Raw genomic sequence first — 22,147 nt, forward strand, 5'->3', positions numbered from 1 at the left:
TATCACTTCATGGCAGAGCGCAAGGACGCCGAGGCTGTATCATCCCGTATCGTTTTTGACCCCGACCTTTTCTCGACTCGCTGCGTTGTCCCGCTAGGCTTTGGGCATCGCAGCAGTCAAAGGAGCGACCGCGCATGCACAGCACCCTGGAACAGGTTTTCGGTTATCCACAGTTTCGTCCCGGTCAGGAGACGGCCATCGGCGCCGTACTGGCCGGTCGGTCGGCGGCGGCCATTTTCCCCACCGGCTCGGGCAAGTCCCTGTGTTATCAATTGCCGGCCCTGCTTCTGCCGCACCTGACCCTGGTGGTGTCGCCACTGTTGGCGTTGATGCAGGACCAGTTGGCATTCCTCCAGCGCCACGGTATCGCGGCGGCCAGTATCGATTCGGTCCAGAGCCGTGACGAAGCCAACGACGCCATGGCAAAGGCCCGTTCGGGCGAGCTGAAAGTCCTGATGATTTCCGTGGAGCGCCTGAAGAACGAGCGCTTTCGCAATTTCCTGCAACAGGTGCCGATCTCGTTGCTGGTGGTGGACGAGGCCCACTGCATTTCGGAGTGGGGGCATAACTTCCGACCTGACTACCTCAAGCTTCCCGATTACCAGCACCAGTTCAACATTCCCCAGGTATTGTTGCTGACAGCCACCGCGACACCCAAGGTCAGCGCCGACATGCAGGCGAAATTCGCCATTGCCGCCACCGATGTGGTGACGACCGGTTTCTACCGACCGAACCTCAATCTGCTGGTCGAACCCGTGCCGGGTGCCGACAAGCGCGCACGGCTGGTGCAGTGGCTGGGCGAGCGTGCCGGGCAGCCGAGCATCGTCTACGTCACCTTGCAGCGAACTGCTGAACAGATCGCTGAGCATCTGGGCCGGCACGGTATCGAGGCCGAGGCCTATCACGCCGGTTTACCCCATGACCAACGTGAAGCCATCCAGCGGCGATTCATGGGCGGGCAATCCAATTGCATCGTCGCCACCATCGCTTTCGGCATGGGCATCGACAAGAGCGACATCCGCAACGTCGTGCATTTCGACCTGCCCAAGTCCATCGAAAACTACAGCCAGGAAATCGGTCGCGCCGGACGGGACGGGCAGCCGTCAGATTGTCTGGTGCTGGCCAACCGTGACAGCCTCAACGTGCTGGAAAACTTCGTGTATGGCGATACGCCGGAGCTTGCAGGCATTCGCTGCGTGCTCGATGAACTGAAGGCCGCTGCCGATGGGCAATGGGAGTTCTTGCTGGGCCCGCTGGCGGACCAGAGCAACATCCGGCAACTGCCGCTCAAGACGTTGCTGGTCCAGTTGGAGCTGCGCCGGCTGATCGCGCCACGCTATGCCTATTTCGCCGAGTACCGCTTCAAGTTCCTGACCGAGCCGCACGAGCTGCTGGAGCGCTTCGACGGTGAGCGAAGGGATTTCGTCGCGGCCATCATCCAGACCTCCAGTCGCGCCCGGAGCTGGGCCACGGTGGATTTCGACGGGATGTACCAGCAGTACCACGCCGAGCGTACTCGTGTGGTCAAGGCGCTGGATTATTTCCAGGAGAAGGGCTGGATCGAGCTGGAAAGCAGGCAGATGACCGAGGTGTACAGCGTGCTGGAAGCTGACCTGGATGTGCAGGCCTTGAGTGCCGAGCTGCATGCCTATTTCACCCGGCACGAACAGGGTGAAATCGCGCGGATCCACGCCATGCTCGAATTGTTCGCCACCGACCGTTGCCTGGGTCATCGCTTGGCGCAGTATTTCGGCGACGACAATGCGCCACACCTGTGTGGCCATTGTTCGGTGTGCCATGGGCATATCGCTCGCCTGCCGGAGCCGCCAGCGTTGCCGGCGCTTGTGGATAAAAGCTTCGAGACGCTGTGTGGCGACTTTATCCACAAGCATGAGCAGCACAGCGGCAGCGTGCCGTCCGCCGAGCGCCTCACTCGCTTCCTGTGCGGGATCAGCGTGCCGCTGTTCACCCGATTGAAGGCGCGGAAGATCCCTGGGTATGCCGCACTGGAAGCGTATCCATACGCTGAAGTTCGCCAGTGGACTCAAGCGCATCTGTGTGCTGCATCCATCCGCTGAATACCCCTCATCACACGAATAAATTTCAAAAACATTCGGCGGCTGACTAAGGTGAAGGCTGTCTTTGGATCGCCAATAAGAGAGCCAACATGAGCCAGACACCTTTCGATATTCAGCGCGCCGCGGTGGTCGGTGCAGGCACCATGGGGCGGGGCATCGTGATGTGCCTGGCCAACGCGGGCGTGACGGTGCAGTGGGTCGACAACAATCCGCAGATGCTCGAGCAGGCACTGGTCGCCGTGGCCGAGACTTATGCCCATGGCGTACGCCAGGGCCGTATCGACCAAGGTGAGGCCGATGCGCGGATCGCCCGGGTGGCACGGGCGGATGATTATGCGGCGATCCGTGACGTGGATCTGGTGATCGAAGCGGTCTACGAAAACCTGGAACTCAAACAGAAAATCTTTCGCGAGCTGGACGGACTGCTCAAGCCCGAGGCCCTTCTGGCGAGCAACACGTCGGCGCTGGACATCGATGCCATCGCCGCCGTCACCCGCAGGCCCGCCCAGGTCCTGGGCCTGCATTTCTTCAGCCCGGCGCACATCATGAAGCTGCTGGAGATCGTTCGCGGCGCACAAACCTCCAAAGCGGTGCTGGATGCGGCCCTGGTGCTGGGCAAGCGCATGGGCAAGGTCAGCGTGATATCGGGCAACTGCCATGGCTTCATCGGCAACCGGATGCTTCATCCTTATGTGTTGGAAGCGCGCAAGATGCTGCTGGAGGGGGCGTTCCCCCATCAGGTGGATGCGGCGTTGCAAGGTTTCGGCTTCGCCATGGGGCCGTTTCGCATGTACGACGTCGTGGGCATCGACCTGGAGTGGCGCGCCCGTGAGTTGGCGGGCCAGGGCCAGGATGCGCCCGAGGTGCAGGTGGACAATCGTCTGTGCGAGCTGGGACGGTTCGGCCAGAAAAGCGGCAGTGGGTATTATCACTACGAGCCGGGCAGTCGACAGGCCGAGCATGATGTCGAGGTCGATGCGCTGGTGCTGCGGGTCAGTGAAACACTGGGTTTCCAGCGTCGCGAGATCGGCCCGGAGGAAATCCTTGAGCGCTGCTTGCTGGCGCTGGTCAACGAGGGGGCGAAGATCCTGGAGGAAGGCATTGCCGAATCGGCCCACGATATCGACCTGGTCTACCTCAACGGCTACGGCTTCCCTGCGGACAAGGGCGGGCCGATGGCCTGGGCCGACGGGCAAGGGCTGGAAGCCATCCACGCACGCCTGCTGGCGCTCGAAACGAAGCAGGGCGACCAGTGGAAGCCCGCGCGCCTGATCGGCGAGCTGGCAGCGCAGGGCAAAGGTTTCGCGCAGGCCTGAGGCCGAGCCACATCAGATCATCGAACAACCGTAAAGGACACCTGATGCCCCAACGCAACGAATACCCACACCTGCAGCCCATCACCACGCGCTGGCACGACAACGATGTGTACGGTCACGTCAACAACGTCACCTACTACAGCTTTTTCGATACCGCTGTGAATACCTACCTGATCGAAGTCGGCGGCCTGGATATCCATGATGGAGACGTGGTGGGGTTCGTGGTGAGTTCGGCCTGCGACTACTTCGCCTCGATCGCCTTTCCGGACCGGATTGAAATCGGCCTGCGGGTCGGCAAGCTGGGCAGCAGTTCGGTCCAGTATGAGCTGGCGGTGTTCAAGGCGGGCGAGGAGGAGGCCTGCGCGGCGGGGCGTTTTGTTCACGTATTCGTGGACCGGGCGTCGAATCGGCCGGTGGCGATTCCGGATCGGCTACGTGGCGCTATGGAGCGGCTGGTGGTCTGAAACGAAAAATCGCAGCCTTCGGTCAGGCTCTGCGGGGAGCTGCCGAAGACTGCGATCTTTTACCGGCTGGTATCTAAAGCCAGCGGTCAGTCATCGTGATAGCGATGCTTATGCTTGTGCTTGCGATGCCCATAGGCATGGCCGCGACCCGGATGGCCGTCGCGATAGTAGCGACGGTCACCACGACGACCTTCATAGCGATCATCGTCATCGTCCTTGCCCATGTAGTTACCCAGGGCGCCACCCGCGCCACCGCCCGCCGCCGCACCGATCAAGCTGCCGGTGCTGCCACCGACGCTACGGCCGACCACGTTACCACCGGCCGCGCCCAGCGCGCCGCCGATCGCCGCTTCGCCGCGGCTGTGTTTGTCTGCACCGACCGCACTACCGCCCGCACCGCCCAGCGCCGCGCCGATAGTGGATCCGGTGTTGCCGCCCAGGGACTGGCCGACGACCGAACCCAAAACCCCGCCCAATGCACCGCCCACACCTGCTTCGGCAGTACCACCGGCGCAAGCGATGCCACTGGCCAGGCTAAGGGACAACAAGAGAATGGAGGAGAACTTCATAGAGGAGCCTCAAAGGGATGACGGCGCGATCCTGAGGCTGGCTTCGCTTGGTTACAATCGAAATCCGACGAGTAACACGACTTGTGCACAATTCTCTAAGTTATTGTTTTTTGGCGGGAACTTAAGGCTGTTTGGCCGGTCTTTAGCTACTTCAGACGGGCCGTTTTCTATGGAAAACGGCCTTTTTTGTGGGCGCTGGAAAGTACTTTGTGGCGAGGGGACTTTATCCCCCTCGCCACAGGGCGTTCATGATCCAACCAGGGCTGTGTCAGGCCGACTTGGCCAGGATCAGTCCATTCTCGCTCGCCGCTTCCAGGCGGATCGCGACGAATTTCGACGTCGGAGTGTGGCTGCCGTCGCCCGTGCTTTCCAGTGGCACCAGTGGGTTCACTTCAGGGTAGTAGGCCGCAGCCTGCCCGGCCGGAATGTCGAACGCCAGCAGGGTAAAGCCCTTGACCCGGCGCTCGCGACCGTCATCCCAGAGCGAGACGATGTCGGCTTTCTGACCCGGCTTGAAGCCCAGGCGGATGATGTCCGCTTCGTTGGCGAACAACACGTCACGCTGGCCCTTGACGCCGCGATAGCGGTCATCAAGGCCATAGATGGTGGTGTTGTACTGATCGTGGGACCGCATGGACTGCATGATCAGGTCGGGCAACTGGCCGGTGGCACGGGTGCGTTCATGCACGAGGTCGGTCGGCAGCAGGTTGGGCTTGAAGTTGGCGCGGCCTGACGGGGTGTTCCAACGTCGCGAACCGGCGCTGTTGCCCAGATAGAAGCCACCGGGGTTCTTCAGCTTTTCGTTGAAGTCCTTGAAGCCGGGTATGGTCTCGGCGATCAGGTCGCGGATGCGACTGTAGTCGGCCACCAGCCAGTTCCAGTCCACCGGGCGGCTGCCCAGCGTGGCGGCGGCGATGCCGGCGATGATCCACGGTTCGGAGCGCATCTGGTTCGACAGCGGCTGCAACTGGCCGTTGGAAGCATGCACCATGCTGAAGGAGTCTTCCACGGTCACCGCTTGCGCGCCTTCGGTTTGCAGGTCGATGTCGGTGCGGCCCAGGCACGGCAGGATCAGCGCGTCCTTGCCGTGCGCCAGGTGGCTGCGATTGAGCTTGGTGCTGATCTGCACCGTCAGGTCGCAATTGGCCAAGGCCTGGAACGTCCGATGGCTGTCTGGCGTGGCTTGGGCGAAGTTGCCGCCCAGGGCGATGAACACCTTCGCCTGGCCATCGGCCATGGCGTGGATCGCCTCGACCACGTTGTGGCCGTTTTCCCGCGGTACCTTGAATTGGAAGCGCCGCTCCAGCGCGTCGAGGAATGCCGCCGGGGGACGCTCGTTGATGCCCATGGTCCGGTCGCCCTGCACGTTGCTGTGGCCGCGAACCGGGCACAGGCCTGCGCCTGGCCGCCCAATGTTGCCGCGCAACATCATCACGTTGGCGATTTCCTGGATGGTCGCCACCGAATGACGGTGCTGGGTGATGCCCATCGCCCAGCACATGATTACGTTCTCGCTTTTGGCGTACATGCGCGCCGCCTGCTCGATTTCGACCAGGGTCAAGCCCGATTGCTCGACGATCTGGTCCCATGGCGTATCGTCGACCGCCGCCAGGTAATCCAGCACGTTGGTGCTGTGCTCATTGAGGAATGCATGGTCGAACACCGCCGCAGCGCCGCTGTTCTGCGCCTCACGCTCCCATTGCAGCAGGAACTTCGCCATGCCGCGCAAGATCGCCATATCGCCCCCCAGGGCCGGGCGGAAATACGCGGTGTTGGTCGGCTTATCACCGTTGGTAAGCATTTCAAGCGGATGCTGTGGATGCTGGAAACGCTCCAGGCCACGCTCCTTGAGCGGATTGATGCACACCACCTGGGCGCCGCGTTTCACCGCCTCGCGCAGTGGTTCAAGCATCCGCGGATGGTTGGTGCCAGGGTTCTGGCCCCAGACGAAAATCGCGTCGGCGTGTTCGAAGTCGTCGAACGTCACCGTGCCCTTGCCCACGCCCACGCTTTGGGCCAGCGCTACGCCGCTGGCTTCGTGGCACATGTTCGAGCAGTCGGGGAAGTTGTTGGTGCCGTAGGCGCGCACGAACAGTTGATACAGGTAGGCCGCTTCGTTGCTGGCCCGGCCCGACGTATAGAACTCGGCCTGGTTGGGGCTGGACAGCCCTTGCAGGTGCTTGCCGATCAGGGCGAACGCCGCTTCCCAACTGATGGGCTTGTAGCGGTCGGTTTCGGCGTCGTAGCGCAATGGCTCGGTCAGGCGACCCTGATACTCGAGCCAGTAGTCGCTCTGCTCCAGCAGCGAGGTCACGCTGTGCTTGGCGAAGAAGGCACCGTCGACGCGACGCTTGGTGGCTTCCCAGTTCACGGCCTTGGCGCCGTTCTCGCAGAACTTGACCATGCCGCTTTCGGGAGAGTCGCCCCAGGCGCAGCCAGGGCAGTCGAAACCGCCATTCTGGTTGGTCTTGAGCATCATGCGGATGTTCTTCAGCGCATTGTCACTGGTCAACCAGGCCTGAGCGACACTGATCAGCGCACCCCAGCCACCGGCCGGGCCCTTGTAGGGCTTGTAGCGCGGTACGGGTTTCTGGTCGGCTTGTTGATGATTGCTCACGCTTGTTTCTCCATCGCAGGGCTGTAGACCCGCGGCGCACTTTTCTGCGGCAGGTGGATGAGGTTGAGGTTGTGTTGGCGGGCCCACTGTACGGCGAGGCCCGTGGGCGACGACAGGCTGACCAGGGTCTGGATGCCGGCCCGCAGTACTTTCTGGATCAGTTCGAGGCTGCAACGGCTGGTGACGATCGCCACGCCACCGGCCACCGGGATCTGTTGCCGGATCAACGCGCCTATCAGCTTGTCGAGGGCGTTGTGCCGGCCAATGTCTTCGCGGCCCAGCAGCAATTCACCCTGGGCGTTCATGAACAACGCCGCATGCACCGCGCCGCAGTGTTGGCCCAAGGGCTGGAACTGGCTGATACGGTCACGCAGGCCATCGAGCCATTGCGCCGCAGGCAAGGGTGCGCCGGGCAGCACCTTGAGGTTTGGCAAGGCCTGTTCCACCGCTTCCACGCCGCACAATCCGCAGCCACTGGTGCCCGCCAACTGTCGGCGTTGCTGCTTGAGGTTCCAGAAGGCGCGGTTGGCGATGGTCACCTGGGCATAGTGCGCGGCACCCGTGCCGCTCAGTTGCAGGTCATAGATATCCGCTGAATCTTCGATGATGCCGCTGCCAAGGCTGAAGCCGACGATGAAGTCTTCAAGGTCGGTGGGGGTGACCAGCATGACCGCCTGGCTGATGCCGTTATAGGCAATCGCCAGCGCCACTTCCTCGGCCAGCGCGGCGCTGTCCGATTGAGCGTGGTCCAGATTGCAGTAGCGATAGCTCTGGCTGGCGACCGGCGTGGATGTTTCCATCACTGGCGCTGGACTGACCGGAGGCTTGTCGTTCATAGGCATCACTGAAAGTAGGAATAGTGTTAAGACTAAATGCGGCAATCTGCCACGTCTAATCGCTATTACTGATCTTTCAATAGATGACGTCGATCAAGAAGTCGTCGGTGATTTCTGATAAAGGGCGAAACAGGCCTCTGCCAACGCCGAGCGGGGGGCACCCCGTCGCATGATCAGGCCCAGCGAGACCAGCGTCTGCGCGCTTTCAATGGGCTGGATGCGCAAGTCTTCGGTCAGGACGTCCAGGCCGCTGTCCAAGGGCATCACCGCGCAACACAGCCCGCCGTGCACAGCTTGTAACAATTGATGCACCGCGTCGGTTTGCAACAGCGGTTGGGGCGTCAGACCCCGGCTGTGGAAGTTGTGGTCGATGGACTGGCGAAAATGCATGCCGCTGGTGAGCATGCCCAGGGGCAGTTCGATCAGGGCTTCCCAGCTCAGCGGTTGTTCACCGAAAAAGAAATAACGCTGGTCGTAAAGCAGACCCATGCGGGTGGGGCTGAAGGGCAGGGCCTCGAAACGTTCGTTGTCCAGGCGTTCCAAGTAGGAAATGCCGAGGTCGATGCGGTTGTTCGCCAACTGTTCAAGGATGCGTTCGGAGCTCAGGGACGACAATTCGAAACGCAGGCTGGGGTGCTCGGTGTGCAGGCGCTGCATCATCGCCATCGGGTCGAAGTCCGACAACGGCACCACGCCCAGGCGCAGTGTACCCACCAGGTTGCCCCGACAGGCCGCCGCTTCGGCCTGCAGCCCATCATAGGCCGCCAGCACTGTGCGCGCCCAGGCCAGTACCCGCTCCCCCGGCGCGGTGAAACCTTCAAAGCGCTGGCCGCGGTTGACCAGCGGCAGGTCGAGTTCTTCTTCCAGGCTGCGCAGGCGCATCGACAGGGTCGGTTGGGTGATATGGCAGCGTGCGGCGGCCTGGCCGAAGTGGCGGGTTTCGTCCAGCGCGATGAGAAATTTCAGCTGCTTGATGTCCATCTTCGCTCCAGGGCGCGGGAAGATTCGGATTCTAGCGCTTGCGCGTGGCGGGGTCATTGGTCGGCTGGGAACCGGGTTCGTTTCGCCTGGTCTAGTCTTTGCGTCTGGACACTTAAATCAAGGAGCGTGTGCCATGAGTATCTTTAGCTTTGTGAAGGAAGCCGGTGAAAAGCTGATCGACCTGCTGACCCCCGGTAACGCCAATGCCAGCGAACAACTGAAAGCGCACATTGCGAAGGTCGGCCTGGGTAATCCGAATGTACAGGCGACCGTGGAGGGCGACAAAGTCATCGTCACGGGTGAAGTGGCGAGCCAGGAAGAGAAGGAAAAGATCCTGTTGGCGGTGGGCAACATCGCCGGTGTCGGCAGTGTCGACGACCAGATCACCGTGACCGGCCCAGTAGCAAAAGCGGCGCGCTTCGTGACCGTGAAGAAAGGCGACACACTCAGCGCCATCTCCAAGGCCGAGTACGGCGACGCGAACAAGTACAACAAGATCTTCGAGGCCAACAAACCGATGCTGTCGCACCCGGACAAGATCTATCCGGGGCAGGTGTTGCGTATCCCTGAGTAACCGGCCCCTGTGGCGAGGGAGCTTGCTCCCGCTGGGCTGCGAAGCGGCCCCAATGCGTCTGCTGCGCAGCCGAGCGGGAGCAAGCTCCCTCGCCACACTGATCCTGTCAGAGCCCTTCGATCAAGTCCCGATAATCCCCCAACGCCTCGAACTCCCCCGTGTCCTTCGGCCCCTTACGACTGTCCGGCTCGCTGACGGCCAGCAGGTGCGCCACGCCGAAGTCCCGGGCGCTGCGCAGCACCGGCAGGGTGTCGTCGATGAACAGGCTGCGGGCCGGGTCGAAATTCAGGTCGGCCTGCAGCGCGTCCCAGAATTGCGGGTTTTCCTTGGGGAAGCCGTAGTCGTGGGAACTGATCAAGCGTTCGAAGTAGGGGGCCAGTTCGATGCGTTCCAACTTCAAGGACAACGAATCGCGGTGGGCGTTGGTGATCATCACCACGCGTTTGCCGGCCCGCTGGATTGCCGCCAGGAACGTATCGGCGTCCGGGCGCAAGGCGATCAAGTGCGCGGTTTCCAACTTCAGTTCGCGCACCGGCAACTTCAGCTCAGTGCTCCAGAAATCCAGGCAATACCATTGCAACTGGCCGGCGTTGCGCTCGAACAGCGGCTGCAGCTCCATCTCGGCCATCGCCCGGCTCACGCCATGCAGTTCGGCGTAGCGCTGGGGCAGGTGTTCGAGCCAGAAATGGTTGTCGTAATGCAGGTCCAGCAGGGTGCCGTCCATGTCCAGCAGAACCGTATCGATCTCATGCCAGGGCAGCAAGGTCATAAAACTTCTCCAGCGGTAATCGGATATCCGACACAAACAATCAGAATAGGCCGGGTATAGTAGCCCGCTATCGCCCAGGAAGCCGTTTATGCGCCAGAAACCCACCATACTCGATCGCCGGATCGTCGCTACCAGCCGCTTGTTCTGCGTGGAAGAACTGAAATTGCGGTTTTCCAACGGTGTGGAGCGTACCTATGAACGTCTGGCGAGCAAGGGGGCGGGCTACGGCGCGGTGATGATCGTGGCGATGCTCGACGCCGACCACGCGGTGCTGGTGGAGGAGTATTGCGGTGGCACCGATGCCTACGAACTGTCCCTGCCCAAGGGCCTGATCGAGCCAGGGGAAGATGTGCTGGCGGCGGCCGAGCGGGAACTCAAGGAAGAAGCCGGTTTCGGTGCGCGACAGTTGGAACACCTGACCGAGTTGTCGCTGTCCCCTGGCTACATGAGCCAGAAGATCCAGGTGGTGCTGGCCACCGATCTGTATGAAGAACGGCTGGAGGGCGACGAGCCCGAGCCGATGCGTGTGGACAAGGTCAACCTGCATGAGCTCTCGGCGCTGGCGCAGAACCCGCAATTCACCGAGGGCCGGGCCTTGGCGGCGCTGTACCTGGCCCGCGACCTGCTGGCCCAGCGTGGAGCGTTCCTGTCATGACGTTCCCTCATCCGTTGATGGCTCCCGTAGTCGAGCTGGCGCTCAAGGCCGGCGAGGCCATCCTGCCGTTCTGGCGCGCCAACGTGCAGGTCAACCATAAAGCCGACGAGTCGCCGGTGACTGCCGCAGACATGGCGGCTCACGATGTGATCGTGGCCGGGCTGACGGCGCTGGCCCCGGATATTCCGATCCTCTCCGAAGAGGACGCCGACATTGCCCAAAGCGTGCGCGCCGGCTGGCAACGCTGGTGGCTGGTGGACCCGTTGGATGGCACCAAGGAATTCATTTCCGGCAGCGAAGAATTCACCGTCAACATTGCCTTGGTGGAACAGGGCCGCGTGGTGTTCGGCGTGGTGTCGATGCCGACCAATGGTCGCTTTTACGTGGGCGGCGCAGGGCTGGGTGCCTGGCGTGGTGACAAGGGGGGTGTGCCTTTGCCGATCGCGGTTCGTGACGTATTGGCGCCGGGTGAAGCGTTCACCGTGGTCGCCAGTCGCCGGCACACCAGTCCTGAGCAGGAGCGCCTGCTGAATGGCTTGAGCGCGAGCCTGGGCGAGCTGCAACTGACCAGTATCGGCAGTTCGTTGAAGTTTTGCCTGGTGGCCGAAGGCGCGGCGGATTGTTATCCCCGGCTGGCGCCGACCTCCCAGTGGGACACTGCCGCCGCCCAGGGGGTTTTGGAAGGCGCGGGTGGCGAGGTGCTGGACTTGAGTGGCGAACCGTTCTGCTATCCGGCGCGTGATTCGTTGTTGAATACGTCGTTCCTGGCGTTGCCGGCGAAAGCGGCGTGGCGTGGGAAGCTGTTGGAGCTTGCTCGCTCCTGAGCGCTATCTGCTTTCTATGGCAAAAGAGCTTTTTGTGGCGAGGGAGCTTGCTCCCGCTCGGTTGCGCAGCAACCGCCAAAAGCAGGGGCCGCTTCGCAGCCCAGCGGGAGCAAGCTCCCTCGCCACAGGGTCCCCAGTCCAAACAGATCTTGCTGTTTCAGCGGTGCAACACGTATTGCCCCTCGAACTGCACCGCCGCTTCTTCGCTGCCGCTATTCAACACTTGCGTCTGCAACGCCAGTCGCGCCCGTCCGTAACGCCGGTAGGTGGCTAGGAAGCGTTTCCAGAGTTTTTCCTCGGGGGCCTGGCAAACGACAGTCGCATCGCGGGTCACTGGCAGCGGATAGCTGATCTGCCCTTCCTGAATCACGATATGCCCGTCTTCGATGCCCTCTTCGCGCAAGGCCAGGTGCAGCCAGCCCCAGCCACCGAGTACGGCGCCGCAATACAGGCTGCCACCGAACATGGTGCTCTTGTGGTTGACGTTCGCCGCCAGCGGCAAGGACAGGCGCAGTTGCCGGGCCTGCCAATCGAGCACCTTGAGGCCCATGTCCCGAGTCAAGGGGATGTCGTGGTGCAGGATCGATTCCAGGTAACGGCTGTCGCGGTTCATTGCGGGGCCTCTTGCTTGACGGGGAAATGACGATAATTCAATCGGACTCATCGGCCGAACCCTGGCTGCTGTCGCCGAAGGTCAGGCCATGCTTGCGCAACTTGTCGTGCAGGGTCTTGCGGGGGATACCGAGGGCTTCGGCCAGGCTGCGCACCGAGCTGTGGGGGCGGGCCAGTTCGGCGGCGATCAGGGTTTTCTCGAAGTTTTCCACCTGCTCGCTCAAGCCACCACTGACCAGTTCCACCGGTGCACCGGGGTTGCCGTCGGGCGCGCTGTTGTCCAGGGCCAGTTCCAGCCCCAGGGCAAAGCGTTCGGCGGCGTTCTGCAGTTCCCGGACGTTGCCCGGCCAGCTGTGGCGCAGCAGCAGCGCCCGTTGCGCCGGCTGCAATTCGTGGGGCGGCAGGCCATGGCGAGCACTGGCTTCGTTGGCGAAATGCTGGAACAGCATCAGCGCATCCTCGCCCCGCTCACGCAACGGGGGTATGCGCAGCGGCGCGACGTTCAGGCGGTAATACAGATCGGCGCGAAAACGTCCCTGGTCGGCGGCCTGGCGCAGGTCTTCCTTGGTCGCGGCGATCACACGGATATCCAGGGGGATCTGTTGATTGCCCCCCAGCCGTTCCACCATGCGCTCTTGCAGCAGGCGCAGCAGCTTGACCTGGACATCCAGGCTCATGCTTTCGATTTCATCCAGAAACAGCGTGCCACCGTTGGCGAACTCGAACTTGCCGATGCGGCGTTTCTGCGCGCCGGTAAAAGCACCGGGCTCGTGGCCGAACAGCTCGCTCTCCACCACCGACTCGGCCAGGGCCCCGGCGTTGATCGCCACGAAGGGGCCGTTGCGTCGGCTTGAGAGGTCGTGCAAGGCCCGGGCGACCACTTCCTTGCCGGCGCCGGTTTCACCGAGGATCAACACGTCGGCGCGGGTGGCGGCCAGTGCGCCGATCTGCTCGCGCAGGCGCAGCATCGGCGTCGATTGGCCGACCAGACGGGCGCTGAGCTCATGGCGGTCGCTCAGGGCCAGGCGCAGGCTGCGGTTGTCCAGCACCAAGCGGCGCAAGGCCAGGGCGCGGCGTACGCTGTCGAGCAGATGATCGCTGGCGAAAGGTTTTTCCAAAAAGTCGTAGGCCCCGGCGCGCATCGCCTGTACCGCCAGCGGCACGTCGCCGTGGCCGGTGATCAGCAGCACCGGCAGTTCCGGGTCCTGGGCGTGGAGTTCGCCCAGCAGTTCGAGGCCGTCCATGCCCGGCATGCGAATATCACTGACCACCACCCCCGGCCAGTCACGGGGCAGCTGCCCGGCCACGCCCTTGGCTTCGGCCAGGGGCAGGATTTTCAGGCCGGCCAGGTCGAGGGTCTGGCTCAAGGCCTGACGTAGATGGGGATCGTCATCGATCAGCACCACCTCAATCCGGTTATCGATGGTCATACACTTCGGTCCTCGGACGGTTGCAGGCTCACCCCGGGCGCGCCGGCGCGCAGCTTCAGGGTGATCAGGGCGCCGCCTTCCTTGTGGTTGGCGAACGACAGTTCGCCGCCGAAGGCGCGCATCAAGGTATCGCAGATCGCCAGCCCCAGGCCAAGGCCCTGGGTGCGCGTCTTGGTGGTGTAGAAGGGCTCGCCGGCGCGGCCCAGGGCTTCCATGCAAAACCCCGGGCCGTTATCGCGGATGTACAGGTTGACGCCGGTTTCGGTGGCCTGGGCACTGAGCCAGAGTTTGCGCGGCGGGCCTTTCTCGGTGAGCGCATCGAGGGCGTTGGCCAACAGGTTGCCGAGTACCTGGCGCAGGCGGGTTTCGCCGGCCTCGACCCACAGCGTGGCGGCCGGCAGGTCGCGGATCAGTTCCACGTCCATGCTGCGCCGACGTTTGGCGAGCAGCGCCAGGGCATCGTCCAGCGCCGGTTGCAGGGCGACGCTTTCCGGGGCATGGCGGTCGCGGCGGGCGAAAGCGCGCAGGTGGGCGATGATCGACGCCATGCGCCCGGTCAGTTCGCTGATCAGCTTGAGGTTGCCGCGGGCATCCTCGGTGCGTTGGTGATCGAGCAGGATCTCGGCGTTTTCCGCATAGCTGCGGATCGCCGCCAGCGGCTGGTTGAGTTCGTGGCTGATGCTCGCCGACATGGTGCCCAAGGCCGACAACTTGCCGGCCTGCACCAGGTCATCCTGGGCACGGACCAACTCCTGCTGGGCGTGCTCGCGCTCCAGCACTTCCTGCTTCAAACGTCGGTTCAGTCCTTCCAGATCGCTGGTCCGTTCGGCCACCCGCCCCTCCAGCTCTTGACGGGCCTTGGCTTCGAAGGCGATCCGATCCAGATAATGGCGCCGGCGTTGCATCATCAGCCCGAGCAACAGCATCAAGACCAGCAATGCCGCGCCACCGGTGGCGACCACGGTGCGCACCGGACGATCGATCAGCGTGCGCGGGGCGAGAATGCTCACGCTCCAGCCGGTTTCTTCGATGGATTGGGTCTGGGTCAGCCAGGCGTTGGCATCCAGGTTCAGTGGCTTGGGATCGCGGGTCGGATAAGGCTGTACCGCGCTGATGGCCTTGCGCTCGTCGTCACTGAGCGGCCGGGTCGCGCGAAATCGCCATTCCTGGCGCGACGTGAGGATGACCACGCCATTGTGGTCGGTCACCAGCAACTGTTCCGGGGTCTTGCCCCACAGGCTTTCGGTGTGATCGAGGTCGACCTTGACCACCAGCACGCCGATGACTTTTTCGCGGTCGTGCACGGCGGCGGCGAAGAAATAACCGCGCTTGGCCGACGTGGTGCCCAAGCCGAAGAAGCGGCCCAGGCGCCCGGCCATGGCTTCGATGAAGTACGGCCGGAAGGCGAAATTGCGCCCGACGAAACTGTCATGTTTGTCCCAGTTCGACGCGGCCAGGGTCTTGCCGGAAGGGTCCATCAGGTACATGACTTCGGCGCCGGTCTGGGCGCTGATGTTTTTCAATAGCCGGTTGGCGTTGCCTTGGGTCACGCCGTCGTCCGGGGCCGACAAGGCGGCGCGCAGGGCCGGCAGGTCGCCGAGAATCTGTGGCAGCACCTCATAGCGGTGCAGCGTGCCCAACAGGTTGGCGACGTAAAGGTCCAGGGTCTGGCGGTTCTGCCCAGCCAGTTCACTGCGGTAATAACGCTCGGCCAGATGCTCCAACGGCCACAGCAACGGCGCCAGGCACAGCGCGAGCAAGGCCAGGCTGCGCCAACGGGGTCTGCGGGGAAGGGTGGAATTCATGAGCATCGGGCGCCTGTGGTGACAGGCGTATTATGCCTAGTTGCCTCGCAAATACTATTTGTAAGGCCTTACCAGGCTTGTCCGGCAAGGCACTGCTGCAACGCGTCTCGCCAGTCGGGTTGGCTCACCGCCCATTCCTTGAGCAGGCGGCTGCAGTCCAGGCGCGAGTTCAACGGTCGAGGGGCCGGCGTCGGATAAGCACTGGACGCAATGGGCTCCAGCAGCGCACAGGGTTTGTGTCGCTCGAGCAGGTTTTCGCCGATGGCCTGGGCGAAACCAAACCAGGAGGTCTCGCCTCGGGTCGTCAGGTGATAGGTGCCCCAGGCTCCGGGTTGACCAGCCTGCCAGCGCTCGATCAGTTGGGCGGTGCTCTCGGCAATGGTGCCGGCCCAGGTCGGTGCGCCAATCTGATCGGCCACCACCCGCAGCTGCGGTTTTTCCTGCAACAGGCGCTGCATGGTCAGCAGGAAATTGCGGCCCTCGGTGGAGTAGACCCAACTGGTGCGCAGAATCAGGTGCTGGCCGCCAGCCTGGCGGATGGCATTTTCGCCGGCCAGTTTGCTACGCCCATACACATTCAGCGGGTTGGGCGTGTCGTCCTCGGTGTAGGGGGTGGGCTTGAGGCCATCGAAGACATAGTCGGTGGAGTAGTGAATCAATGGGATGCCCAGCTCGACGGCTGCCTGGGCCAGGAGGCCCGGTGCCGTGGCATTGATGGCAAACGCCCGTTCCGGTTCGCTCTCGGCCTGGTCGACGGCCGTGTGGGCGGCGGCATTGATGATCAGGCCGGGCCTCAGGGCCTCGATGGGCGCGCGCAGGGTGTCCGGTTGCGCCAGATCGAGCTGGTCGCTGCCGCGTACGAGCAGCTCGCCCATGCCGCCCAGGCGCGACTGGAGTGCCCGGGAAACCTGGCCATTGTGGCCGATGATCAGGATGCGCAGGGGGGGATTCATGGGAACAGGTCTGCCTCGTGCAAGGCCTTGCCGTTCTGGTCCTTGGCCGAAAGGATCGGCGCGCCTTCCAGTTCCCAATCGATGGCCAGTTGCGGATCGTCCCAGCGAATGCAGCGTTCGGCCGAGGGCGTGTAGTAATCAGTCGTCTTGTAGAGGAAGTCCGCCGACTCGCTCAGCACGACGAAGCCGTGGGCAAACCCTGGTGGTACCCACAGCTGCCGATGGTTCTGCGCCGACAGGTGAACGCTTGTCCATTGGCCGAAGGTCGGCGAGCTGCGACGAATGTCCACCGCGATATCCAGCACTTCCCCGGCAGTGACGCGTACGAGTTTCCCTTGGGTCTGTTCGATCTGATAGTGCAGACCCCGCAACACGCCCCGGGTGGAGCGTGAGTGGTTGTCCTGGACGAACTGCAGGGTGTAGCCGGTCGCCTCGGCAAACGCCCGGGCATTGAAGCTTTCGTAGAAAAATCCTCGATCGTCACCGAAGACTTTCGGTTCGATGATCAGGACGTCCGGCAAACGGGTGGCGATGACGTTCAACGTGTTTCTCCGGCGATCTTGAACAGGTACTGGCCGTAGCCGGTCTTGCCAAAATACTGGGCGCGCTCAAGGATGTGCTCGCGGCTGACCCAACCTTGCTGGTAGGCGATTTCTTCCAGGCACGCCACTTTCAGGCCTTGGCGATGCTCGATGGTCTGCACGTACTGCGAGGCTTCCAGCAGGCTGTCGTGGGTGCCGGTGTCCAGCCAGGCGAAACCACGGCCGAAGCGCTCGACGTGCAGGTCGCCGCGTTGCAGGTAGGCATTGTTGACGTCGGTGATTTCCAGTTCGCCGCGTTTGGATGGCTTGATGGCCTTGGCGATCTCGATCACGTCGTTGTCGTAGAAATACAGGCCGGTCACCGCGTAGCTGGATTTAGGCGCGGCGGGTTTTTCTTCGATGGACATCGCCCGTCCTTCCGAGTCGAAGTCGATCACGCCAAATCGCTCGGGGTCCTTGACCCAGTAGCCGAACACCGTCGCGCCACTTGGCCGGTTGATGGCCGTCAGCAATTGCTCGCCGAAATACTGGCCGTGGAAAATGTTGTCGCCCAGGATCAGGCACACCGAGTCGCCGCCAATGAACTGTTCGCCGATCAGGAACGCCTGGGCCAAGCCATCGGGCGACGGCTGCTCGGCATAGCTGAATTGCACGCCAAACTGCTGGCCGTCGCCCAACAGGTTGCGGTATTGCGGCAGATCCTGGGGGGTGGAAATGATCAGGATGTCCTTGATGCCCGCGAGCATCAGCACCGAGATCGGGTAATAAATCATCGGTTTGTCATAAATTGGCAATAGCTGCTTGGAAACCCCGAGGGTAATCGGGTGCAGGCGGGTGCCGGAACCCCCGGCCAGAACAATACCCTTCATCATGCAATTGCATCCTTGTGGTCTAGCGAACCCAAGCGCTCGCCCTGATAACTGCCGTCCTGGACACGTTGGCACCACAGCAGGTTTTCGAGGTACCACTGCACGGTCTTGCGCAGCCCGGTCTCGAACGTTTCCCGAGGTGTCCAGCCCAGTTCCCGTTCGATCTTGCTGGCGTCGATGGCGTAGCGCAGGTCGTGGCCAGGGCGGTCCTGGACGAATCTGATCAGGTCGGCATAGTGCTCGACCCCTTCGGGTTTGCGTGGTGCCAGTTCTTCGAGCAGCGCGCAGATGCTGCGCACCACGTCGATGTTTTTCTGCTCGTTGTGCCCGCCAATGTTGTACGTCTCGCCAACCGCGCCCTGGGTGACGACTTTGAGCAGCGCCCGGGCGTGGTCTTCGACGAACAGCCAGTCGCGCACTTGCTGGCCGTTGCCATAGACCGGTAGCGGTTTACCGGCCAGCGCATTGAGAATCACCAGGGGAATCAACTTCTCGGGGAAGTGAAACGGCCCGTAGTTGTTCGAGCAGTTGGTCAACAGCACGGGCAAGCCGTAGGTGCGTTGCCAGGCCCGGACCAGGTGGTCGGACGCCGCCTTGCTCGCCGAATACGGTGAACTTGGGGCATAGGCGGTGGTTTCGGTGAACAGGTCATCCACGCCGTGCAAGTCGCCATACACTTCGTCGGTGGAGATGTGGTGGAAGCGAAACGCGCGTTTCTGCGGTTCGGCCAGGGCCTGCCAATAAGCGCGGGTGGCCTCCAGCAGGCTGTAGGTGCCCACGATGTTGGTCTGGATGAAGTCCGCCGGGCCATCGATGGAGCGGTCCACATGGGACTCGGCCGCCAGGTGCATGATGGCCTCAGGCTTGAATCGCGCCAGCACGGCACTGACGGTCGCTTGATCGACAATGTCGGCCTGGACGAATTCGTAACGGCTGTCGTGATCGATGCTGCTCAGGGACTCGAGATTGCCAGCGTACGTCAGTTTGTCGAGGTTCAGGACCTGGTGCTCGGTATCGAGAATCAAGTGCCGTATGAGCGCCGAGCCGATGAAGCCAGCACCGCCAGTGATGAGAATGCGCATCCGGTTAAGCCTTTTTCCGTGGGCCGACAAAGCATAGGAGCATAGCTTGTCGGCATGGCGGGAGCGGTGCAAGCGAATATCCCATGGACACACCCTCCCCACACAGCTTCTCAGGAGAGCTGTGCATATTTTTGAACAGAGGGGTTGCTTATCCCCCAACTCAGTGGCGAGATAGACATCCGAACAAAACCACTTCAGGGGTCCCTGTATGCCATCCGCTACGTTGGTTCACCGTGCCAGTTTGCCAAGCCCACAGATCAGCGCCGAGCAAGCGCTGGTGCTGCTGCGCTTGAATTACGGACTCAGCGGCGACCTGCGACCCCTTGGCAGCAACCAGGACCTCAACTACCGCGTCGACAGCGAGCGTGGGCGCTTTGTGTTGAAAATTTGCCACGGCGACTACGCTGTCCAGGAAATCCAGGCCCAACATGCTGCACTCACGCAGTTGGCCGGACACGATGCGGTGAAAGTGCCACGGGTGATTGCGGCCAGCAACGGGTTGGACCTGCTGACATTGGACGTCGACGGCCAGGCGATTCACATGCGCCTGCTGGAGTACATCGACGGCCAGTCCCTCACCCAACTCAAGCACCTGACACCCGAACTTGTAACGGGCCTGGGCCGCCTGTGCGCGGAAATGGACCTGGCCCTGGCGACATTTGACCACCCGGGCCTGGAGCGCACTCTGCAATGGGACGCGCGCCATGCCCCGGCCCTGGTCGACTACCTGTTGCCTGTCATTGAGGATGAACAGCGGCGCCATCTGATCGCCGAGGTCGCGCAACAGGCCGAGCGGCGCTTGCAGCCGCTCAAGGTCAGCCTGCCGGTGCAGGCGATCCACATGGACATCACCGATGACAACGTGGTCTGGCAGCGCGATGCCCAGCGCCAGTGGCATTTGCAGGGCGTCATCGATTTTGGCGATCTGGTCCGTACCTGGCGCATCACTGACTTGTCGGTGACGTGCGCGGCCCTGCTGCATCACGCCGACGGCGACCCGTTCTTCATCCTGCCGGCAATCAAGGCCTATCACGCGGTAAACCCCTTGCGGCGCGAGGAGCTGTTGGCGCTGTGGCCGCTGATCGTGGCGCGCGCCGCAGTCCTGGTGCTCAGCGGTGAACAGCAGGTTTCCATCGACCCGGACAACCAATACAGCCGCGACAACCTGGCCCATGAGTGGGAGATTTTCCGAGTGGCTCACTCGGTGCCTTTCGAGCTGATGGAAGCGGCGATTCTCACCGCCGTCGGCCACAGCCTGCCGGCCATTGCCAGCGAGGGCTTTGCGCCGTTGTTGCCGACCCTGGTAGGGCGTGAGTTCGCCTTGATTGACCTGGGTGTGCTGAGCCCGCATTTCGAGGCCGGCAATTGGGAGCAGCCGGGGATCGACCAGCGTCTGCTGGATGAAGCTGCCGGGCTTCACGGCCTGGCCGCCAGCCGCTACGGGCAGTACCGTTTGTCTCGCACCCGGCCGGACAGTGCCGTCGAACCCGACACTTATCCGTTGCACGTGGCGTTGAGTGTTCCACAGGGCACGCCGCTCGAATCACCGTTCGCCGGAGTGGTGCACAAGGCCGCCGACGGCATGTTGCAACTGGACAGCGCGCAGTTGAGCGTGCGGTTGTGGGGCGTGACGTCGCCGCTGCATTCCGGCGCGGCGCTGGTCAAGGGGCAGGTGCTGGGTGAAGTGACGGGGCCGTTGCAGGTCCAGTTGTGCCGGGGTGCTCAGGTGAATCCGCCGCTGTTCTGCACGCCCTCCAGGGCGCCGGCCTGGCAGGCGCTTTGCCCTTCGCCGGCGGTGCTGCTGGGGCTGGCGTGCGATGCCGAGCCGGAGGTCGATCCCGAGGCGCTGCTGGCCCGCCGCGATGCGAGCTTCGCCCGTTCGCAGAAGCACTACTACGTCGATCCGCCGCGCATCGAGCGTGGCTGGCGCAACCACCTGATCGACATGCAGGGCCGCTCGTATCTGGACATGCTCAACAACGTCGCCGTGCTGGGCCACGGCCATCCACGCATGGCGGCGGTGGCTGCCCGGCAATGGTCGCTGCTCAATACCAACTCGCGTTTCCACTATGCGGCGATCGCCGAGTTTTCCGAGCGCCTGCTGGCGCTGTCGCCGTCCAACATGGACCGGGTGTTCCTGGTCAACAGCGGCACCGAGGCCAATGACCTGGCGATCCGCCTGGCCTGGGCCTACAGCGGCGGACGGGACATGCTCAGTGTGCTGGAGGCCTATCACGGCTGGTCGGTGGCCGCCGATGCGGTGTCGACCTCCATCGCCGACAACCCCCAGGCCCTGAGCAGTCGCCCGGATTGGGTGCACCCGGTGACCGCCCCGAATACCTACCGTGGTGAATTCCGCGGCCCCGACAGCGCGCCGGACTACGTGCGCAGCGTCGAACACAACCTGGCGAAAATTGCCGAGAGCAAGCGTCAGCTCGCCGGCTTCATCTGCGAGCCGGTGTACGGTAATGCTGGTGGGATCGCGCTGCCGCCTGGCTACCTGAAGCAGGTCTACGCGATGGTGCGCGAACGCGGTGGGGTCTGCATCGCCGACGAGGTACAGGTCGGTTACGGGCGCATGGGCGAGTTTTTCTGGGGCTTCGAAGAGCAAGGCGTGGTGCCGGACATCATCACCATGGCCAAGGGCATGGGCAACGGCCAGCCGCTGGGCGCCGTCATCACCCGCCGGGAAATCGCCGAGGCGCTGGAAGCCGAGGGGTACTTCTTCTCGTCGGCCGGTGGCAGCCCGGTCAGTTGCCAGATCGGCATGGCGGTACTGGATGTCATGGAAGAAGACAACCTCTGGGAAAATGCCCGGGTGGTTGGCGGGCATTTCAAGGCTCGACTGGAGGCCTTGATCGACCAGTATCCATTGGTCGGCGCGGTGCATGGCTCCGGGTTCTACCTGGGCGTGGAGCTGATCCGTGATCGCGAGACATTGGAGCCGGCCACTGAAGAAACCATGGCGCTGTGCAATCGCCTGCGAGAATTGGGAATCTTCATGCAACCGACGGGCGATTATCTGAACATCCTCAAGATCAAACCGCCGATGGTGACCACGCGTCAGAGTGTGGATTTCTTTGTCGATATGCTGGCGAAGGTATTGGACGAGGGGCTGTAATCGATCTGGAACAGCCAAGCTGTGAAGCTGTGTCCCCCTGTGGGAGCGAG

At 62.8% G+C, this 22,147-nt stretch carries 19 protein-coding genes; 7 read left to right on the forward strand and 12 right to left on the reverse strand.

Features of this window, described 5'->3' with window-relative positions:
* Positions 1 to 134: 134 nt before the first annotated feature.
* The 3 genes from AC515T_RS01575 (at position 135) to AC515T_RS01585 (ending at position 3,858) form a co-directional block, all read left to right on the forward strand.
* On the forward strand, positions 135 to 2,078 hold the full coding sequence (locus AC515T_RS01575) for a RecQ family ATP-dependent DNA helicase (RefSeq protein ID WP_496531181.1): 1,944 nt from the start codon (positions 135 to 137) through the stop codon (positions 2,076 to 2,078).
* An 89-nt stretch (positions 2,079 to 2,167) separates the two neighbouring features.
* Positions 2,168 to 3,394 (forward strand): 3-hydroxyacyl-CoA dehydrogenase, encoded by a 1,227-nt coding sequence (locus AC515T_RS01580; RefSeq protein WP_496531182.1) that lies wholly within the window; start codon positions 2,168 to 2,170, stop codon positions 3,392 to 3,394.
* A gap of 44 nt (positions 3,395 to 3,438) precedes the next feature.
* Positions 3,439 to 3,858 carry an acyl-CoA thioesterase gene (locus AC515T_RS01585; protein WP_496531183.1) on the forward strand — a complete coding sequence of 140 codons (420 nt, stop codon included), beginning with the start codon at positions 3,439 to 3,441 and terminating at the stop codon, positions 3,856 to 3,858.
* 86 nt (positions 3,859 to 3,944) lie between these two features.
* Here the strand turns inward: AC515T_RS01585 and AC515T_RS01590 are convergent, their stop codons facing one another.
* From AC515T_RS01590 to AC515T_RS01605, 4 genes are all read right to left on the reverse strand, one after another.
* The gene (locus AC515T_RS01590) at positions 3,945 to 4,427 is read right to left on the reverse strand and encodes a glycine zipper domain-containing protein (protein ID WP_496531184.1); all 483 of its coding nucleotides are present in this window, start codon (positions 4,425 to 4,427) and stop codon (positions 3,945 to 3,947) included.
* Positions 4,428 to 4,695: 268 nt separating this feature from the next.
* A complete protein-coding gene (locus AC515T_RS01595; RefSeq protein WP_496531185.1) occupies positions 4,696 to 7,044 on the reverse strand; it encodes an FdhF/YdeP family oxidoreductase in 2,349 nt (782 codons plus the stop codon).
* Positions 7,041 to 7,880 carry a formate dehydrogenase accessory sulfurtransferase FdhD gene (gene fdhD, locus AC515T_RS01600; protein WP_496531186.1) on the reverse strand — a complete coding sequence of 280 codons (840 nt, stop codon included), beginning with the start codon at positions 7,878 to 7,880 and terminating at the stop codon, positions 7,041 to 7,043. Before fdhD ends, AC515T_RS01595 begins: the two co-directional genes overlap by 4 nt.
* 93 nt (positions 7,881 to 7,973) lie before the next feature.
* Positions 7,974 to 8,861 carry a LysR family transcriptional regulator gene (locus AC515T_RS01605; RefSeq protein ID WP_496531187.1) on the reverse strand — a complete coding sequence of 296 codons (888 nt, stop codon included), beginning with the start codon at positions 8,859 to 8,861 and terminating at the stop codon, positions 7,974 to 7,976.
* Positions 8,862 to 8,994: 133 nt separating this feature from the next.
* Here AC515T_RS01605 and lysM point away from each other — a divergent pair, with 133 nt between their 5' ends.
* Entirely contained in the window at positions 8,995 to 9,435 is a 441-nt protein-coding gene (lysM, locus tag AC515T_RS01610; RefSeq protein ID WP_496531188.1) for a peptidoglycan-binding protein LysM, read from the forward strand.
* Between the two features lie 106 nt (positions 9,436 to 9,541).
* On the opposite strand, the gene yrfG is transcribed toward lysM, so the two are convergent.
* Entirely contained in the window at positions 9,542 to 10,204 is a 663-nt protein-coding gene (yrfG, locus tag AC515T_RS01615; RefSeq protein ID WP_496531189.1) for a GMP/IMP nucleotidase, read from the reverse strand.
* Positions 10,205 to 10,292: 88 nt separating this feature from the next.
* Between yrfG and nudE the strand changes: the two genes are divergently transcribed.
* Together nudE and cysQ are read left to right on the forward strand one after the other, a co-directional pair.
* Complete coding sequence (gene nudE / locus AC515T_RS01620) at positions 10,293 to 10,859, forward strand: ADP compounds hydrolase NudE (protein ID WP_186707288.1); 567 nt, start codon at positions 10,293 to 10,295, stop codon at positions 10,857 to 10,859.
* Positions 10,856 to 11,683: a 3'(2'),5'-bisphosphate nucleotidase CysQ gene (gene cysQ / locus AC515T_RS01625; RefSeq protein WP_496531190.1), complete on the forward strand. Its 828-nt coding sequence runs from the start codon at positions 10,856 to 10,858 to the stop codon at positions 11,681 to 11,683. Before nudE ends, cysQ begins: the two co-directional genes overlap by 4 nt.
* Before the next feature lie 157 nt (positions 11,684 to 11,840).
* Here cysQ and AC515T_RS01630 read toward each other — a convergent pair whose 3' ends face one another.
* From AC515T_RS01630 to rfbB, 7 genes are all read right to left on the reverse strand, one after another.
* Positions 11,841 to 12,296, reverse strand: coding sequence for a YiiD C-terminal domain-containing protein (locus AC515T_RS01630; protein ID WP_496531191.1), 456 nt, complete (start codon positions 12,294 to 12,296; stop codon positions 11,841 to 11,843).
* A 37-nt stretch (positions 12,297 to 12,333) separates the two neighbouring features.
* On the reverse strand, positions 12,334 to 13,725 hold the full coding sequence (locus tag AC515T_RS01635) for a sigma-54-dependent transcriptional regulator (RefSeq protein ID WP_192262056.1): 1,392 nt from the start codon (positions 13,723 to 13,725) through the stop codon (positions 12,334 to 12,336).
* Positions 13,722 to 15,530: a sensor histidine kinase gene (locus tag AC515T_RS01640; protein ID WP_496531192.1), complete on the reverse strand. Its 1,809-nt coding sequence runs from the start codon at positions 15,528 to 15,530 to the stop codon at positions 13,722 to 13,724. The genes AC515T_RS01635 and AC515T_RS01640 overlap by 4 nt, the downstream gene beginning before the upstream one ends.
* A 68-nt stretch (positions 15,531 to 15,598) precedes the next feature.
* Positions 15,599 to 16,483: a dTDP-4-dehydrorhamnose reductase gene (gene rfbD, locus AC515T_RS01645; RefSeq protein ID WP_496531193.1), complete on the reverse strand. Its 885-nt coding sequence runs from the start codon at positions 16,481 to 16,483 to the stop codon at positions 15,599 to 15,601.
* On the reverse strand, positions 16,480 to 17,025 hold the full coding sequence (rfbC, locus tag AC515T_RS01650) for a dTDP-4-dehydrorhamnose 3,5-epimerase (RefSeq protein WP_496531194.1): 546 nt from the start codon (positions 17,023 to 17,025) through the stop codon (positions 16,480 to 16,482). The genes rfbD and rfbC overlap by 4 nt, the downstream gene beginning before the upstream one ends.
* On the reverse strand, positions 17,022 to 17,897 hold the full coding sequence (rfbA, locus tag AC515T_RS01655) for a glucose-1-phosphate thymidylyltransferase RfbA (protein ID WP_496531195.1): 876 nt from the start codon (positions 17,895 to 17,897) through the stop codon (positions 17,022 to 17,024). Before rfbA ends, rfbC begins: the two co-directional genes overlap by 4 nt.
* The gene (gene rfbB, locus AC515T_RS01660) at positions 17,894 to 18,976 is read right to left on the reverse strand and encodes a dTDP-glucose 4,6-dehydratase (protein WP_496531196.1); all 1,083 of its coding nucleotides are present in this window, start codon (positions 18,974 to 18,976) and stop codon (positions 17,894 to 17,896) included. The genes rfbA and rfbB overlap by 4 nt, the downstream gene beginning before the upstream one ends.
* Positions 18,977 to 19,184: 208 nt before the next feature.
* On the opposite strand from rfbB, the gene AC515T_RS01665 reads away from it, so the two are divergent.
* Positions 19,185 to 22,097 carry an aminotransferase gene (locus AC515T_RS01665; protein ID WP_496531197.1) on the forward strand — a complete coding sequence of 971 codons (2,913 nt, stop codon included), beginning with the start codon at positions 19,185 to 19,187 and terminating at the stop codon, positions 22,095 to 22,097.
* Positions 22,098 to 22,147 lie beyond the last annotated feature (50 nt).

The sequence above is a fragment of the Pseudomonas sp. FSO-7 genome, assembly GCF_059579345.1.

What these genes read in the sequence shown, in the direction of transcription:
- AC515T_RS01575 (WP_496531181.1), top strand. Translation starts at nt 135, where the DNA reads ATGCACAGCACCCTGGAACAGGTTTTCGGTTATCCACAGTTTCGTCCC.
- AC515T_RS01580 (WP_496531182.1), top strand. Translation starts at nt 2,168, where the DNA reads ATGAGCCAGACACCTTTCGATATTCAGCGCGCCGCGGTGGTCGGTGCA.
- AC515T_RS01585 (WP_496531183.1), top strand. Translation starts at nt 3,439, where the DNA reads ATGCCCCAACGCAACGAATACCCACACCTGCAGCCCATCACCACGCGC.
- AC515T_RS01590 (WP_496531184.1), bottom strand. Translation starts at nt 4,427, where the DNA reads ATGAAGTTCTCCTCCATTCTCTTGTTGTCCCTTAGCCTGGCCAGTGGC.
- fdhD (WP_496531186.1), bottom strand. Translation starts at nt 7,880, where the DNA reads ATGAACGACAAGCCTCCGGTCAGTCCAGCGCCAGTGATGGAAACATCC.
- AC515T_RS01605 (WP_496531187.1), bottom strand. Translation starts at nt 8,861, where the DNA reads ATGGACATCAAGCAGCTGAAATTTCTCATCGCGCTGGACGAAACCCGC.
- lysM (WP_496531188.1), top strand. Translation starts at nt 8,995, where the DNA reads ATGAGTATCTTTAGCTTTGTGAAGGAAGCCGGTGAAAAGCTGATCGAC.
- yrfG (WP_496531189.1), bottom strand. Translation starts at nt 10,204, where the DNA reads ATGACCTTGCTGCCCTGGCATGAGATCGATACGGTTCTGCTGGACATG.
- nudE (WP_186707288.1), top strand. Translation starts at nt 10,293, where the DNA reads ATGCGCCAGAAACCCACCATACTCGATCGCCGGATCGTCGCTACCAGC.
- cysQ (WP_496531190.1), top strand. Translation starts at nt 10,856, where the DNA reads ATGACGTTCCCTCATCCGTTGATGGCTCCCGTAGTCGAGCTGGCGCTC.
- AC515T_RS01630 (WP_496531191.1), bottom strand. Translation starts at nt 12,296, where the DNA reads ATGAACCGCGACAGCCGTTACCTGGAATCGATCCTGCACCACGACATC.
- AC515T_RS01635 (WP_192262056.1), bottom strand. Translation starts at nt 13,725, where the DNA reads ATGACCATCGATAACCGGATTGAGGTGGTGCTGATCGATGACGATCCC.
- AC515T_RS01640 (WP_496531192.1), bottom strand. Translation starts at nt 15,530, where the DNA reads ATGAATTCCACCCTTCCCCGCAGACCCCGTTGGCGCAGCCTGGCCTTG.
- rfbD (WP_496531193.1), bottom strand. Translation starts at nt 16,483, where the DNA reads ATGAATCCCCCCCTGCGCATCCTGATCATCGGCCACAATGGCCAGGTT.
- rfbA (WP_496531195.1), bottom strand. Translation starts at nt 17,897, where the DNA reads ATGATGAAGGGTATTGTTCTGGCCGGGGGTTCCGGCACCCGCCTGCAC.
- rfbB (WP_496531196.1), bottom strand. Translation starts at nt 18,976, where the DNA reads ATGCGCATTCTCATCACTGGCGGTGCTGGCTTCATCGGCTCGGCGCTC.
- AC515T_RS01665 (WP_496531197.1), top strand. Translation starts at nt 19,185, where the DNA reads ATGCCATCCGCTACGTTGGTTCACCGTGCCAGTTTGCCAAGCCCACAG.